This is a genomic window from Streptomyces sp. NBC_01474 (genome assembly GCF_035918215.1).
Lineage (GTDB): Bacteria > Actinomycetota > Actinomycetes > Streptomycetales > Streptomycetaceae > Streptomyces > Streptomyces aureus.
This window is the reverse complement of the sequence record NZ_CP109449.1, coordinates 9,947,199-9,960,840: the sequence shown is the minus strand read 5'-3', so window position 1 is coordinate 9,960,840 and position 13,642 is coordinate 9,947,199. Positions and strand designations below refer to the sequence as shown.

16 protein-coding genes and 1 pseudogene are annotated in these 13,642 nt (G+C 67.0%); 7 read left to right on the top strand and 10 right to left on the bottom strand.

Features of this window, described 5'->3' with window-relative positions; genetic code table 11:
* Positions 1 to 22: 22 nt before the first annotated feature.
* The 3 genes from OG758_RS45605 to OG758_RS45595 are packed head-to-tail and all read right to left on the bottom strand — an operon-like array spanning position 23 to position 2,510.
* Positions 23 to 1,096 carry an ArsO family NAD(P)H-dependent flavin-containing monooxygenase gene (locus tag OG758_RS45605; RefSeq protein WP_326715309.1) on the bottom strand — a complete coding sequence of 358 codons (1,074 nt, stop codon included), beginning with the start codon at positions 1,094 to 1,096 and terminating at the stop codon, positions 23 to 25.
* Entirely contained in the window at positions 1,093 to 2,205 is a 1,113-nt protein-coding gene (gene arsB, locus OG758_RS45600; RefSeq protein WP_326715308.1) for an ACR3 family arsenite efflux transporter, read from the bottom strand. The genes OG758_RS45605 and arsB overlap by 4 nt, the downstream gene beginning before the upstream one ends.
* Positions 2,205 to 2,510 carry an ArsR/SmtB family transcription factor gene (locus OG758_RS45595; RefSeq protein ID WP_100595489.1) on the bottom strand — a complete coding sequence of 102 codons (306 nt, stop codon included), beginning with the start codon at positions 2,508 to 2,510 and terminating at the stop codon, positions 2,205 to 2,207. Before OG758_RS45595 ends, arsB begins: the two co-directional genes overlap by 1 nt.
* A gap of 76 nt (positions 2,511 to 2,586) precedes the next feature.
* On the opposite strand from OG758_RS45595, the gene OG758_RS45590 reads away from it, so the two are divergent.
* The 4 genes and pseudogenes from OG758_RS45590 (at position 2,587) to OG758_RS45575 (ending at position 5,061) form a co-directional block, all read left to right on the top strand.
* Positions 2,587 to 3,222 carry an arsenate-mycothiol transferase ArsC gene (locus OG758_RS45590; RefSeq protein ID WP_326715307.1) on the top strand — a complete coding sequence of 212 codons (636 nt, stop codon included), beginning with the start codon at positions 2,587 to 2,589 and terminating at the stop codon, positions 3,220 to 3,222.
* Positions 3,223 to 3,280: 58 nt separating this feature from the next.
* Entirely contained in the window at positions 3,281 to 3,700 is a 420-nt protein-coding gene (locus OG758_RS45585; protein WP_326715306.1) for an arsenate reductase ArsC, read from the top strand.
* Positions 3,697 to 4,632: pseudogene (locus tag OG758_RS45580) on the top strand (NAD(P)/FAD-dependent oxidoreductase). Before OG758_RS45585 ends, OG758_RS45580 begins: the two are co-directional and overlap by 4 nt.
* 93 nt (positions 4,633 to 4,725) lie before the next feature.
* A complete protein-coding gene (locus OG758_RS45575) occupies positions 4,726 to 5,061 on the top strand; it encodes a YnfA family protein (protein ID WP_326715305.1) in 336 nt (111 codons plus the stop codon).
* 35 nt (positions 5,062 to 5,096) lie between these two features.
* On the opposite strand, the gene OG758_RS45570 is transcribed toward OG758_RS45575, so the two are convergent.
* The 4 genes from OG758_RS45570 to OG758_RS45555 all read right to left on the bottom strand — a co-directional run bounded on the left by OG758_RS45570 (position 5,097) and on the right by OG758_RS45555 (position 7,138).
* On the bottom strand, positions 5,097 to 5,528 hold the full coding sequence (locus tag OG758_RS45570) for a TSUP family transporter (RefSeq protein ID WP_326715304.1): 432 nt from the start codon (positions 5,526 to 5,528) through the stop codon (positions 5,097 to 5,099).
* A gap of 54 nt (positions 5,529 to 5,582) precedes the next feature.
* Positions 5,583 to 5,819 carry a hypothetical protein gene (locus OG758_RS45565; RefSeq protein ID WP_326715303.1) on the bottom strand — a complete coding sequence of 79 codons (237 nt, stop codon included), beginning with the start codon at positions 5,817 to 5,819 and terminating at the stop codon, positions 5,583 to 5,585.
* Between the two features lie 143 nt (positions 5,820 to 5,962).
* Positions 5,963 to 6,331 (bottom strand): VOC family protein, encoded by a 369-nt coding sequence (locus OG758_RS45560; RefSeq protein WP_326715302.1) that lies wholly within the window; start codon positions 6,329 to 6,331, stop codon positions 5,963 to 5,965.
* A 33-nt stretch (positions 6,332 to 6,364) separates the two neighbouring features.
* Complete coding sequence (locus OG758_RS45555) at positions 6,365 to 7,138, bottom strand: SDR family oxidoreductase (RefSeq protein ID WP_326715301.1); 774 nt, start codon at positions 7,136 to 7,138, stop codon at positions 6,365 to 6,367.
* Positions 7,139 to 7,219: 81 nt separating this feature from the next.
* Here OG758_RS45555 and OG758_RS45550 point away from each other — a divergent pair, with 81 nt between their 5' ends.
* Positions 7,220 to 7,792: a TetR/AcrR family transcriptional regulator gene (locus OG758_RS45550; protein WP_326715300.1), complete on the top strand. Its 573-nt coding sequence runs from the start codon at positions 7,220 to 7,222 to the stop codon at positions 7,790 to 7,792.
* A 374-nt stretch (positions 7,793 to 8,166) separates the two neighbouring features.
* Here the strand turns inward: OG758_RS45550 and OG758_RS45545 are convergent, their stop codons facing one another.
* The 3 genes from OG758_RS45545 to OG758_RS45535 form a co-directional block, all read right to left on the bottom strand.
* Positions 8,167 to 9,393 carry an IS30 family transposase gene (locus OG758_RS45545; protein WP_326708625.1) on the bottom strand — a complete coding sequence of 409 codons (1,227 nt, stop codon included), beginning with the start codon at positions 9,391 to 9,393 and terminating at the stop codon, positions 8,167 to 8,169.
* Positions 9,394 to 9,541: 148 nt separating this feature from the next.
* The gene (locus tag OG758_RS45540) at positions 9,542 to 10,723 is read right to left on the bottom strand and encodes an RNA-guided endonuclease InsQ/TnpB family protein (RefSeq protein ID WP_326715299.1); all 1,182 of its coding nucleotides are present in this window, start codon (positions 10,721 to 10,723) and stop codon (positions 9,542 to 9,544) included.
* 227 nt (positions 10,724 to 10,950) lie between these two features.
* A complete protein-coding gene (locus tag OG758_RS45535; protein ID WP_326715298.1) occupies positions 10,951 to 11,541 on the bottom strand; it encodes a DUF308 domain-containing protein in 591 nt (196 codons plus the stop codon).
* A gap of 209 nt (positions 11,542 to 11,750) precedes the next feature.
* Between OG758_RS45535 and OG758_RS45530 the strand changes: the two genes are divergently transcribed.
* Together OG758_RS45530 and OG758_RS45525 are read left to right on the top strand one after the other, a co-directional pair.
* Positions 11,751 to 12,932, top strand: a complete 1,182-nt coding sequence (locus tag OG758_RS45530) for a sensor histidine kinase (protein ID WP_326715297.1) — start codon at positions 11,751 to 11,753, stop codon at positions 12,930 to 12,932.
* Positions 12,932 to 13,591 (top strand): response regulator transcription factor, encoded by a 660-nt coding sequence (locus OG758_RS45525; protein WP_326715296.1) that lies wholly within the window; start codon positions 12,932 to 12,934, stop codon positions 13,589 to 13,591. The genes OG758_RS45530 and OG758_RS45525 overlap by 1 nt, the downstream gene beginning before the upstream one ends.
* The last annotated feature ends 51 nt before the right edge of the window (positions 13,592 to 13,642 follow it).

Sequence of the window (13,642 nt, the reverse complement as noted above, 5' to 3'; positions counted from 1 at the left end):
GAAGAATGCTTCAATCCCGCGGTTACGGTGTCCCGTTGGCCAGGAGCGCGCAGATCTCGCGGGCCGCGTCGCGGGCGGGGCGCCCGGCGCCGATGAGGGTGGCGGATGCGGGTCCGGTCCAGTCGCCGTAGCCGAGCAGATGCAGGCGGGGCTCGTCCACGGCGCGTGTCCCGACCGTTGGGATGTGGCCGAGTGCAGCTCGGAGCCCGAGTGGGGCCAGGTGGGAGAGCGCGGGGCGAAAGCCGGTGCACCAGATGACCGCGTCCGCCTCCACGCGCGAGCCGTCGGCCCATTCCACACCGTCGGCCGTGAGGCGGGAAAACATCGGTGACGCCTTGAGCGATCCCGCGTCCCGGGCCTCGCGCACGGGCGTAACGGCGACGATGTCGCCGAGGGACGCGACCCCGCCGGTGTCGCTCGTGCCCGCATCCAGCGCGCGGCGCCGGGCGGTGGCGGCGTCGAACAGGGCACGGCCGTCGATGTCGTCAGCCAGGAAGCGCGGCGGGCGCTGGGTGACCCAGGTCAGGTCGATGCCGGGGTGGGTGGCGAGGTCGGCGGCGATCTGCGCGCCGGAATTTCCCCCGCCGACCACGACGACCCGCTGGCCGGTGAAGTCGGCGGGCTGCCGGTATTTCACGGTGTGAAGCTGCCGGCCCGAGAACAGCTCCTGCCCCGGCACGGCCGGAAGGAACGGGCGCCACCAGGTGCCAGTAGCCGAGACAACTGCCCGCGCCGACCAGGTGCCCGAGCCCGTCTCCACTCGCAGCCGCCCGCCGTCCCTGCGCACCGCCTGCACGCGGACCGGTCGTTGCACGGGCAGCTGGTAGCGCTGTTCGTACTGGCTGAGGTACTCCACGACGTGGCCGGCGTCCGGGTACTCCTCGCCGCCCTGGGCGGGCATGAGCCATCCGGGCAGCGAGGAGAACGCGGCCGGGGAGAACAGGTGGAGCGAGTCCCACATGTGCTGCCAGGCACCGCCGGGCGTGGACTGGGCGTCGAGGATGACGAAGTCCACTCCCTGGCGGCGTAGGTGGTAACCGGTGGCGAGCCCGGACTGGCCGCCGCCGATCACCACCACGTCCACGGTGCGCGTCACGAGGACGTCGTCACCGCGCGGGCGTCGAACTTCTTGCGCCAGGCCAGCGCGACGTAGACCAGGCCGATCAGCACCGGCACCTCGATCAGCGGGCCGACGACGCCCGACAGGGCCTGCCCGGAGGTGACGCCGAACGTGGCGATGGCGACCGCGATGGCCAGCTCGAAGTTGTTGCCGGCCGCGGTGAACGCGAGGGTCGCGGTGCGGTCGTAGGCGAGGCCGAGGCCCTTGCCCAGGAGGAACGTGCCGAAGAACATCACGGCGAAGTAGACCAGCAGCGGCAGCGCGATCCGCACCACGTCCACCGGCTGCGAAGTGATCGTCTTCCCCTGCAGGGCGAAGAGGATGACGATCGTGAAGAGCAGGCCGTACAGCGCCCAAGGGCCGATCTTCGGAAGGAAGTCGGACTCGTACTTCTGGCGGCCGAGCTTCTTCTCGCCGACGCGGCGGGTCAGGAACCCGGCGACCAGCGGGATGCCGAGGAAGATGACCACGTTCAGCGCGATCTTCCACATGGAGATGTCCAGGCTCTGACCGTCGCCCAGGCCCAGCCACTTCGGCAGCAGGTCGAGGTAGAACCAGCCCAGCAGGCCGAACGCGATGACCTGGAAAACGGAGTTGAGGGCGACCAGGACGGCCGCCGCCTCGCGGTCCCCGCAGGCGAGGTCGTTCCAGATGATGACCATGGCGATGCAGCGGGCGAGGCCGACGATGATCAGGCCGGTGCGGTACTCGGGCAGGTCCGGCAGGAAGATCCACGCCAGGGCGAACATCACCGCGGGGCCGACGATCCAGTTGATGACGAGCGACGACACCATCAGCTTCTTGTCGCCGGTGACCGTGTCGAGCTTGTCGTAGCGGACCTTCGCCAGGACGGGGTACATCATCACGAGCAGGCCGAGCGCGATCGGCAGCGAGACGCCGCCGATCTCGACCTTCGCCAGGGCGTCGTTCAGCCCCGGGATCAGACGCCCCAGACCCAGCCCGACACCCATCGCGATGAGGATCCACACCGCGAGATAGCGGTCGAGAGTGGAGAGCTTGGCGACGATGCCGGCGCCGGCCGCCGCACCCTGGTCGGTCTGCGGGGTCGTGTCGGTGCGGCTCATCAGCAGGCCCTCTTGTTCTCGGCGGCGGTACGGGCCGATGCGGCGAGCTCGGCGAACTGTTCGGACAGGCCGGCCAGGACCTCGGGGCACAGCTTGTAGTAGGTGAAGCGGCCGCACGGCTCCGTCTCCACCAGGCCCGCTTCGCGCAACACCTTCAGATGGTTGGAGAGATTGGTCTGCTTGGCTCCCGTCTCCTCCACCAGGTGCGTCGTACAGAGGGTCTCCTGGGCGAGGAGAGTGACGATTTTCAGGCGGAGCGGGTCGCCCAGAACCCGGATCACATCAGTGTCGACTGAAGTCAGCATGGGCTGATACTCTCACATCACTCGGCACTGATACCAGTCGGCGCTGATCTCCTGGAACCCGCCGAAGGGGGTTCTCGTGTCCCCGTCCCCCGTCCTGCCCGACGAACGTCTCGCCGCAGGCGCCGCCCGCCTGGCCACCGCGCACCGCGGCCGCTTCTGCGCGGAGACCGTGCAGCGGGTCATCACCGACTCCTACGAGCGCCTGGCCGCGACCGCCCGCGTCACCACGCACCTGGTCGTCCTGACCGAGCGCCTGGCGGCCGAACGCCTCGACGCCCTGGCACACATCGAGGGGGCACCGGACAGCGGACTGCCCCGGGTGCTGTTCGTCTGCAGCCACAACGCAGGGCGCTCGCAGCTCGCCGCGGCCCTGCTCGCCCACCGGGCCCCGGGACATGTGACGGTGTCGTCCGCCGGCACCCATCCCGCCGCGGCCGTCGAGCCGGTGGTGGCCCAGGTCCTCACCGAGGCAGGCGTCCCGTCCGCGGAGAGTGCCTTCCCCAAGCCGCTGACCGACGAGGTGGTCCAGGCCGCCGACATCGTGATCACGATGGGCTGCGGCGACGCCTGCCCCGTCGTGGCCGGCCGCCGCTACCTGGACTGGCCCGTCGCCGACCCCGAAGGCGCCCCGATCGCCGTCGTGCGCGGCATTCGCGACGCGATCGACGCACACGTCACCGAACTGCTCGACTCGCTGCCGAGCGCCGCCTGAAATCCCCTTTCATCACCGCCTGTTGAACTACTCGCTTCACGTTACGAAGGAAGAACCGATGTCCTCCTCCCCGATCGCCTCCGTGCTCTTTGTCTGCGTCCACAACGCCGGGCGCTCGCAGATGGCCGCCGGATTCCTCACCCACCTCGCGGGCGACCGGATCGAAGTCCGCTCCGCCGGCTCGATCCCGGGCGACCAGGTCAACCCCGCCGCGGTCGAGGCCATGAAGGAGGTCGGCGTCGACATCTCCGACCAGAAGCCGAAGATCCTCACCACCGAGGCCGTCCAGGCATCCGACTACGTCATCACCATGGGCTGCGGCGACGCCTGCCCGATCTTCCCCGGCAAGAAGTACCTCGACTGGGCCCTCGAGGACCCGGCGGGCAAGGGCGTCGACTCCGTGCGCCCGATCCGCGACGAGATCAAGACCCGCATCGAGGCTCTGATCGCCGAGATCGACGCGAAGCAGGAGGCATGAGCGGCGTGACCGGCTCCGGCATACGCGAGGTCGTCATCATCGGCTCCGGCCCGCCGGATACACCGCCGCCCTCTACACCGCCCGCGCCCAGCTCAAGCCCCTGCTGTTCGGCAGCTCCATATTCGTGGGCGGCTCACTGACCACGACCACCGAGGTGGAGAACTTCCCCGGCTTCCCCGACGGCCCGGCCCACATGGAGAACATGCGGGCCCAGGCCGAGAAGTTCAGCGCCGAGATGGTCGACGCTGCTCACCGACTCGTCCGGCACCGTGCACCGGGCGAAGACCGTGATCGTCGCGACCGGATCCGGCTACCGCAAGCTCGGCCTGGACACGGCGGACGCGCTCTCCGGGCGCGGCGTCTCCTGGTGCCCGACCTGCGACGGGTTCTTCTTCCGCGACCGCGACATCGTGGTCGTCGGCGGCGGCGACACGGCAATGGAAGAGGCCACCTTCCTCACCCGCTTCGCCAGGTCCGTGACCATCGTGCACCGGCCCAGCACACTGCGCGCCTCCCAGGTCATGCAGAACCGCGCTTTCGCCGACGACAAGATCTCCTTCGACAGCGAGATCGCCGAACTCCGCGAGGAGAACGGCATGCTCGCCGGCCTGACCTTGCGCGACACCTTCACCGGCAAGACCCGCGAGCTGGACGCGACGGGCCTGTTCATCGCGATCGGCCACAACCCGCGTACCGCGCTGTTCACCAGCCAGCTCGACCTCGACGACGAGGGTTACATTCAGGTCGCGGCACCCTCAACCCGCACCAGCCTCGCCGGTGTCTTCGCCGCGGGGGACGTCGTCGACCACACCTACCGCCAGGCCATCACCGCCGCCGGCACCGGCGCAGCCGCCGCCCTCGACGCGGAACGCCACCTTTCCGCGCGCACAGCCGATCGGGCCCGGGACGGTCAGCCCAGCATCGCGGTCTGACCACACCACCAGGCGCAGCCCCCGCTTCGTGAATCCGAGTGGGGGTCCCTGTAGTTGTGTCCCGTCGGCCACCGAACCATAAGGTCGGGCGGTATGACCGTCGCTCACTCCATCGCTCTGTTCGTCGTCGCCGCCCTCTTCGAGATCGGCGGCGCCTGGCTGGTCTGGCAGGGCATCCGCGAGCACAAGGGCTGGGCATGGATCGGAGCCGGCGTCATCGCCCTCGGCATCTACGGGGTGGTGGCCACCTTGCAGTCCGACGACAACTTCGGGCGCGTCCTCGCTGCCTACGGCGGGATTTTTGTGGCTGGTTCGATCGCCTGGGGCATGATCGCCGACGGCTACCGCCCCGACCGCTACGACGTCATCGGCGCCCTGGTCTGCCTCGCCGGGATGGCCGTGATCATGTACGCGCCCCGCAGCTGCTGACCTCCCCATAAGCCTGGCCAAGTCGGCCCCGCCGCTCAGTCGTGCCGGGCGAGCTTGACCGCGGAAACGAGCAGGATCACGGCCAGCGCAGGGATGAGTACCAGTTCCGAGAGCACGCCCAGCAGCAGTCCGCCCAGCACGGCACCGGCGATCGAGCCCGCGGCCATGATCATGGTGAAGCGGAGGTTTGCGCCGAGGACCGCGAAACTGCCGTCGCGGCTGTAGCGGGCGAAGGCCACCAGCATGGTCGGCAGTGACACCAGCAGGGACAGGCTTTCCGCGGTCTTGATGTCGACCGCGAACAGCAGCACGATCGTCGGGATCAGCAGCTCGCTCCCGGCCGCCACACCCATGATCGCCGCGACCACCCCGATGCCGAACCCGGCGCCGATGGCCGCTCCCGGGCCGCACACCACGGGCGTCGAGTGCGTCGAATGTACGGGCACAAAGTCGTTGTCGGTGGCCATGACGGGCATCCTCGCCGGCCGCCGGCCCCTGGCCTCTACAGCCCATCCCCACGTTCAAGGGGAAACGCACCGGGCATCCAACTCGGTTGCTTTCGATAGCAATCCGGCACGGATCTTGTCCTGGGTGAGCGGCTTCCCGGGCAGACCGTGCGCCAGGGTGAGGGCCGCGTCATCCAAGGTGGGCGGGTAGTCGTACGGATCCCAGATGCCGGTGTGCACGAGCGCGGCTGTCACAAGGTGCTTCCACAAGGCCGAGCCGTCGGGGCTCTCTACACAGCCGGTGATCCACACGGGGTGTTGCTGGACCGCTTGTTGCGAGCAGGCCCTCGTTGAGGAAAGGGTGGGCATCCTCGGCCTCAACAGGATCACTGCCAGGAGCCGTGGTGCGTCCGTCGAACCAACGCTGGCGCGGTTGTTCGTGCTGGGTTGCCGGGTCAGGCCGATCGGAGACAGAAGGGATGTCCGGCCGGGCTGGCGTACACCCGGGAGCCCTGCTGGGTGGAGGCGACGACATCGTCAGTCGGTCGCAGCCGTCGACCGCCGGCGTCGAGCACCCGCGTGTCGGCGGTCGCCGCGTCGTCCGTGGCTAGGTCGAAGTGCATCTGTTGGGTGGCGCCGTCGGGCCACTGCGGCGGTACATGCCCCGGAGCGTGCTGGATCACGATCACGGGGAAGCCGTCGAGCTGCAGAAAGTGGTGCGTGATCGTCCTTGTGATCGAGCCGCCGAGCAGCCGGTGCCAGAACGAGCTCTCGCTCTCCAGGTCTGCTGCGTCCACGATCAGTGAGGTCAGGCTGAAGGTCATGGTGTCTCCTCGAATTGCGTGTCGGGGCGTGGTTCAGATGGTGGGGATGATGCCGCCGTCGACCCGGAACTGGGCGCCGGTGAGCCATCTGGCGCGGGCGGAGGCGAGGAACGCGATCATCTCGGCGACGTCCTCGGGTTCGCCGGGGCGGCCCATCGGCAACTTCAGGTGGTCCACGATCTGCTGTTTGACGTCGTCGATTCCGATGCCCTGGCTGTCGGCCATCTGCTGGAGGTGTTTGGCCGCTCCCTCGGTGACGACGAAGCCCGGCAGAACGCACACCACGCGTACGCCGTGCTCGCCCACCGACATTGCCAACTCGCGGCTGTAGGCGTTCAGTGCCGCCTTCGATGCGGCGTACGACGCCTCGGCCGGCTGGGGGAGGTGACTGGCGATGGAGGAGACGTGCACCACGACGCCGGAACCGCGCTCGAGCATCCCGGGAACCAGGGCCCGGTCGAGGCGGACCGCGCTGAGCAGGTTCATCTCCAGGTCGGCGAGCCAGGACGCGTCCGACCGCTTCAGGGTCGGCATCGGTCCGGTCGCGGCTCCGGCGTTGTTGACCAGGACGTCGATGCCTCCGACGCTGTCCACTACCCGTCGGCCGAGTTCCGCGGCCCCCTCCTCGGAGCGCAGGTCGGCGGGAATGAAGGTGGCGGGCAGGTCTTCCGGGGGCGCGGTTCGTGAGGCCGTCAGCACGGTGGCACCGGCTGCGGCGAAACGACGGGCCGTGGCCTCCCCGAGCCCCCGGGAACCGCCTGTCACCAGTACGCGCAGACCGGCGAACTCTCCGTGCTCGATCGTCATGGGCGTGCCCCTTCAGTAAGGTGAACCGGACTCCGGAAACTCTACACACAAACGGAGTCCGACTCACCTTATGGAGGACCCTTGCCGCCATCACGTCCGTTGCGTGCCGACGCCCGCCGCAACCGCGAAGCCCTCCTGGCCGCAGCACGAGAAGCGTTCCTCGCCGGCGACGACGCCGGCGTGGAGGAGATCGCACGCCGAGCCGGCGTGTCTGTCGGCACCCTCTACCGGCATTTCGAAACACGCGAAGTGCTCGTCGCGGAGGTGTACCGCCAGGAAGCCGCCGAGCTCTGCGCCACCCCCGCCCGGCTGCTCGCACAACACGCCCCGGACGAAGCGCTGCGCGTCTTCCTGCTGCTGCTCGTGGAGCACGCGGCGGTCGGCAAAGGGATGGGTGAGGTGCTGGAGAACATCATGACGACCGATTCACCGGTCTTCGACGAAGCACGTGACGAGATGGCCCGCGCGCTCGACGAACTGCTCGCCGCAGGCGTCGCAGCCGGCCGCATCCGCAGTGACGTCAAGGGACGCATCGTCCTGCGCGCCCTCGGCGGCATCTGCGGGATGCGCGCCAAAGGCTGGAAGGACGATGCGCTGCACATCGCCACGCTCCTGTATGACGGCTTGCGCTACGGCGCAGCGAACCACGGCTAGACCGACCGCAACACACCCGAGCGAAGCCATCCGTTGGCCAGAGGGCCTGCGAGGTCTTCAAAATACCTGCGGGTAGCCACCGAATGTTCGCCGAACTCCGCGAGCGCGGCGTCGGCTTCACCTCGCTGCACGAGAGCCGCTGCGGTTCAGGGGCGCCAGGGCCGCGAAGACGGTGACCGCAGGTCGGAGGATCTCTCCTCAGGGGGTCGTACTTCTGTTGAATCCTCCCCTCCCTGAAGGCGCATTCCATAGATCGTTGCAACACGTGATGCTTTCCGTGCCGCTCTTCTATTCGAACGGCGGTGGACTTAGACGTTCAGTCTTGGCTTCTCATCGAGACATGACGGTGGAGCATGCTACCGCGCCACCGCGTGTCAGCTCGCGGCTAGAAGAGCGGCCATCCGGTCAGCCGGCGTCGCCCAATCCAGCACTTCGCGGGGTCGTTCGTTGAGTTCAGCAGAAACGGAATCGAGGTCGATGCGAGTGAAGACGGATAGGTCGGTGCTCTTCGGAAAGTACTGCCTCAGAAGGCCGTTGGTGTTCTCATTGGTGCCTCGCTGCCAAGGGCTGGCAGGGTCGCAGAAGAAGACCGGAACTCCAGTGGCCTTGGTGAACTGCTGATGATGCGCCATCTCCCCACCTTGGTCCCATGTGACCGATCGCCGCAATTGCGCGGGAAATTCCATCATGGCGGACGTCAGAGCCTCCCTCACGGCGACCGCACCCTTGCCGGGCAGATGCAGGAGTTTTGTGTAGCGAGTCGTTCGTTCCACCAGCGTGCCGATGGCAGAGCCCCCAAGGTTCGGCCCGGTGATCAGGTCGCCTTCCCAATGTCCCGCAACAAGGCGGTCATCAGCTTCCGTCGGACGCTGCTTGATCATGACCATCCCGGTGATGGAGACGGAGGCCCGATGGTGGCGTGCCATCGAGCGAGGCCGGCGGCGGTGTCGACGCGTCCGCAGCACCCTCTTCGCTTCGCGCTCGAGCAGGTTCCCGCGGGCATAGAGGGACCGATAGATGGTCTCCACGCCGATGCACATATCTTCTCTGTCTGGATACTTGAGGCGCAGCCACTGCACGATCTGTCGAGGGCTCCACTTCTTGTCCAGGAGGGACTGGATGACAGTCCTCAGTTCCCCATAGCTCTCAATCTTCCGAGCTTTGGGGCGTGGTCGACGCGCAGCCGCACGCCTTTGTGCCGAGTGGGGCCGGTAGGTGCCATTCGCATTCCTGTTACGTCGGATCTCCCGGCTGACGGTCGATGGGCTCCGACCGAGCGCAGCAGCGATGGCACGGACGGAACGGCCCTCTCGCAGCAAATCACTGATGTGGCCACGTTCCTCCTCGTTCAGATAGCGAGAATTCCCGGACGCAAGGTCACATGTGACGGGTTCCCTGAACTCGGGCAGCGGGAGCCGGGCCCCATTACTGCTGCTGGCTGCCCTGCCATTGACCCAGACCTTCCCCGTTCTGTAGCTGACCCCGACAGTGTGACTAGCTTCTTTGATTCCCATGCCCTCTCGAACGAGCTCGACGAACTTTCGTCGCGCTTGTACACGGGCTGTCCCCCCTGGCTTGCTGCCACGGTGGTACTCGAACATGCAACACACCTATCTACCTGTGGTGTTGCTACGACGGTGGGAATGCGCCGAAGGGAGGGGGATTCCTCACCCTCCAGGGCTGATGTGGGGATTTCTAGCTCACGCTGCCAGACCAGGCAGCGCCTGGTCTGGTCTTCCACGATCACCACTAGCCGGGTGGAAGACCAGCCCGGACCAGCATCACGCGTGCGGAGTTCTTATCCCTGGAGGATACGGCTCCGCATGCGGTGCAGGCATACGTTCGCATCGAAAGAGGTAGTGCGTGCTTGGTTCTCGCTCCGCACTGCGCACAGTCCATCGTGGTGTACGCGGGGTGTACCAGGTGCACGGCACGTCCGTGCTTGCGGCCCATCTCGACCAGAGCCTGCTTCGTCGCGCTGATAGCCGCGTCGGCGGCCTTCTTGGCCATGGTGGACTTCGCGAGGAACTTCGGTCGGAAGTCCTCCACGGCCAGGGCGTCATGGTCGCGGACGACCTTCTTGGCCCACTTGCGGGCGGTGTCCTGACGCTGGCGTGCGACCTTCTTGTGCACCTTCGCCGTCTGCCACTTCGCCTCGCGGTAGCCCTTCGATCCGGCGTGTCCACGCTGCGGCTTACGCCGGGACATCATCCGCTGGTACCGGGCCAGCTTCGCCGCCGACTTCTTGCCGTGCTCGGCGTGGGGAAGGTCGTGGGTGTCGGATGTGGTGGTCGCGGTCTCCTTCACGCCCCAGTCGACGCCGATCACGGCCCCGGTTTCGGGCAGCGGCTGGACTTCTGCGGGGACGACGAACGAGCAGTACCAATGTCCGACGCTGTCTTGATAGACACGCACGCTGGACGGGCCGGCGGGCAGGTCCCGCGACCACACGACGGTCAGCACAATGCCGCCTGCCAGGTGCAGACGCTTGCCCTTGAGACGGAAACCGCGCTTGGTGTAGTTCAGGCTCGGCAGCGCCTCGCGCTTCTTCTTGTACTTCGGCATCCCTGCGCGCTGCCGCATCGGCAGGCGTTCTTTGATGCCCTTCTGTGCCTTGGCGCGGGACCTGCCGAAGTCGCGTATCAACTGTTGCTGCGGGACCGAACTGCCCTCACCAAGCCATCCGTTCGACCTGCGGGCCTCGGTCAGCATCTTGTCGAGCTGCGCCGGACCGCACGTCCGCTTGTCCGTGCTCTCGGGCCGGTTCTTGTTCCACAAGTGCGTTTGCTTCGACTTCGCGCAGCACTCGTTCCACACCCAGCGGCACCGGTCCCACTCCGCCCCAAGGGCGGCGCGGGCTGTGGACGACACGCGCAGGCGGAACGTCCACCGGGCGTGCCCGGCGTCCTGCACCGCTGCTGCTGTCGTCATGCACATCAACCTATCTGGGAGGACTGACAGTTGAGAGCTCTTGACCGTTGTGGACTGCCTCACCACCGTTCGGGGAACACGCCGGATCGCCCCGGCGGCGATCCGGCATTCCCTGCCCTGCTCCGCAGGAGTCCGATTCCTCCCCGCCCTAAAGGACGGGGCATCCTCGGAGGAACCCGGTGAAGGCGCCGCGCCTCCGGGAAAGGCGGTGGCCCCGACGGCAGCGGTCAGCGCTTTGCGCGTCGGCTGCGGATGCTCAGGACGATGACGGAGACAAGGAACCAGAAGGCGCCGAAGGCCGAGTATCCGGCGACGGTGGACAGGCCGCTCGTCGCCGAGGCGGACATGGCAGCAAAGTTGAGGCCGGCGAGGACGGACAGTCCGCCACTGATGATCATGGGCCACTGGGCGCCGATGGTGCGCCGGCGTCGGATCGCTACGACAAGCTGGATCGCCCCGGAGAGCAGGGCCCAGATGCCGAACACGAGGAGGGCCGTGCCGATGGTGGAGAAGACGGCGATGATCATCCCGATGGTGGTGACGAGGCCGAGAGCCACGTTGATGGTGCTGACGTGGTTCGTGGAACCGGTGCCGGCCATGCGTCGCTCGAGGAGCGTGGCGACGACGTCCCACAGGGGGTAGACGATGAGGAGCACGGCCGCGATCGCTGTGGGCCTGTCCGTCGACACGAGCGTGGCGGAGGTCGTGAAGACCAATGCCACCCAGATCAGGGAGAAGATGACTCGGATCAGGTAGAGCGATCGGAGCCCGGAGGCCGTCGTCGTTGCCGTGGTGGAAGGTTCGATGGTCTGAGTCACGGGGTGTCCCTTTGTGATCTCGATGGTGTGAGGCGGTTGCCTCGCCGATGAGTCTCGGGGGCCTCGAGCAGGGCCGTGTACTTCGAACGTAGTAGTTCTGCCATCCACATCGATCGAACGAGTTCTGCCGTCTCCATCGATGAGGAGATTCGCGCCGTATACATCGTTCGAAGTACACGGCCGCAGCGCGCGTGAACGAGAATCAGGTCATGGTCAAGGCGCAGAACACTCAGGACGGGCCCGCGGCACCCTTGTGGATCCGCCGCCCCGAGGTGCTGCACCTCGTCGCCTATTCAGTGGCCGCGCTGGTGTTCACGGGTCAGATCGTGGCAGTCGTACTGAGGGGATCGGATTGGCCGACAGCCCTCTCCGTACTGCTCGCCGGTGGCGGTGTCGCCCTCTCATGGTGGAAGCCTTGGGCAGGACTGGTCGTGACGAGCGCAGCATCCTTCGCCGTCACAGCGGTCGGCCACGACCCACTGTCGGTGTGGATGATGGCAGTGCTCGTGCTGTTCTCGGTCACCTTCAGGGGAAAGCAGCCGCTGGCCGGAACCGCCATCGTGGCGGCGTTCTTCCTGGGGGCCTTCATGACGCTGGGAGGATTCCGTGGCGGCGCGATCGTGGGAGCCGCCGCCCTCTTCTCGGCCATAGCGGGAGGTGCGACAGGGGGCGCGCTCCGCATCCATCGAGACCATTGGTGGATCCTGGAGGAACGGGCCGAAAGTGCCATCGCCACCCGCGAGATCGAAGCCACCCGACGAGTGACCGAAGAACGACTCCGCATCGCCCGAGACCTCCACGACGTCATCGGCCACCAAGTCGCGATGCTGAGCTTGCATCTCGGTGCTGCGGAAATCGGGCTGCCTGAAGACGCCGAATCGTCCCGGCAGGCCCTCGTCTCAGCCAGGTCCAGCGCCCGCACCGTCGTCGTCGAGACGCAACGGATCCTTGCGCTCCTCCGCCTCGGAGACGACATCTCCGACGACGAGGCGCTCCGGCCGACCCCGGCGCTCAGCGGCCTGGAGGGCCTTATCGCTTCATTCGAGAGCATCGGCCTCGACATCCAGCCCTCCATCGACATTCCCACCGGTTTCGTCGAGCCCAGTGTCGGCGTGACGGTCTACCGGGTCGTTCAAGAAGCACTCACGAATGCCTACCGGCATGGAGAAGGGACGGCAACGGTGGATGTGCGCGAGCGCGACGGCAGGATCTGCGTCACTGTGGAGAACCGCGTCGGTCATTCACTCCGCGGCGCCGACTCGGGCAGTGGACTCGGACTCGTAGGGATGCGCGAACGCGTCGAGTCCTCCAGTGGGCGACTGACGATCGACAATGACAGTGGGCGATTCCGGGTCCGTGCGGAGTTCAGCCCCTTGGGAGCTGTCGTCTGATGACACAGATTCTGATCGTCGACGACCAGGACGACATCAGGGCCGGCATCCGAACCATGCTTCTGCTCGACCCGAGTCTGGTTGTTGCGGGTGATCTCTCCGATGGGCTCCAGGTCGTTCCCTTCCTCCGAGACCACCCCGTCGACCTGGTCCTGATGGACATCCGGATGCCCGGCATCGACGGTGTCGAAGCCACCCGACGGATCCGCAAAGAACACCCACCCGAGAAGATGCGCGTGATCGTGCTGACCACTTTCGATCAGGACGACATCGTTCTCGCCGCTCTTCGCGCGGGCGCCAACGGTTTCCTGAGCAAGACCGTGAGCCCTGCTGAACTCGTCGCCGGGATCACCGAGGTCGTTGGCGGTGGTGGTGCGCTGTCCGCCGCCGCCACGGCCGCGCTCATCGGTCACATGACCGACAGTCCGCCCCCGGTGATCGACCAGGAACTGCTGCGACGATTCGGCGCTCTGACACCCAGGGAGCGGGACGTGGTCGTTCTCGTTGCGAGCGGTCTGAGCAACGACGAGATCGCGGCCCAGATGTCGGTGTCGCCGTTCACCGTGAAGACGCATGCGGTGCGGGCCATGACGAAGGTCGGCGCACGTGATCGAGCGCAACTCGTCTCGTTCACCTTCCGGGCTGGCCTCTACCCTTGAGCCTGCCGAGTGGAACCCTGAAACAGCTGTCACAAGCCGGCCAGACTCATT

What these genes read in the sequence shown, in the direction of transcription:
- arsB (WP_326715308.1), bottom strand. Translation starts at nt 2,205, where the DNA reads ATGAGCCGCACCGACACGACCCCGCAGACCGACCAGGGTGCGGCGGCC.
- OG758_RS45595 (WP_100595489.1), bottom strand. Translation starts at nt 2,510, where the DNA reads ATGCTGACTTCAGTCGACACTGATGTGATCCGGGTTCTGGGCGACCCG.
- OG758_RS45585 (WP_326715306.1), top strand. Translation starts at nt 3,281, where the DNA reads ATGTCCTCCTCCCCGATCGCCTCCGTGCTCTTTGTCTGCGTCCACAAC.
- OG758_RS45575 (WP_326715305.1), top strand. Translation starts at nt 4,726, where the DNA reads ATGACCGTCGCTCACTCCATCGCTCTGTTCGTCGTCGCCGCCCTCTTC.
- OG758_RS45570 (WP_326715304.1), bottom strand. Translation starts at nt 5,528, where the DNA reads ATGGCCACCGACAACGACTTTGTGCCCGTACATTCGACGCACTCGACG.
- OG758_RS45560 (WP_326715302.1), bottom strand. Translation starts at nt 6,331, where the DNA reads ATGACCTTCAGCCTGACCTCACTGATCGTGGACGCAGCAGACCTGGAG.
- OG758_RS45555 (WP_326715301.1), bottom strand. Translation starts at nt 7,138, where the DNA reads ATGACGATCGAGCACGGAGAGTTCGCCGGTCTGCGCGTACTGGTGACA.
- OG758_RS45545 (WP_326708625.1), bottom strand. Translation starts at nt 9,393, where the DNA reads ATGTTCGAGTACCACCGTGGCAGCAAGCCAGGGGGGACAGCCCGTGTA.
- OG758_RS45540 (WP_326715299.1), bottom strand. Translation starts at nt 10,723, where the DNA reads ATGACGACAGCAGCAGCGGTGCAGGACGCCGGGCACGCCCGGTGGACG.
- OG758_RS45530 (WP_326715297.1), top strand. Translation starts at nt 11,751, where the DNA reads ATGGTCAAGGCGCAGAACACTCAGGACGGGCCCGCGGCACCCTTGTGG.
- OG758_RS45525 (WP_326715296.1), top strand. Translation starts at nt 12,932, where the DNA reads ATGACACAGATTCTGATCGTCGACGACCAGGACGACATCAGGGCCGGC.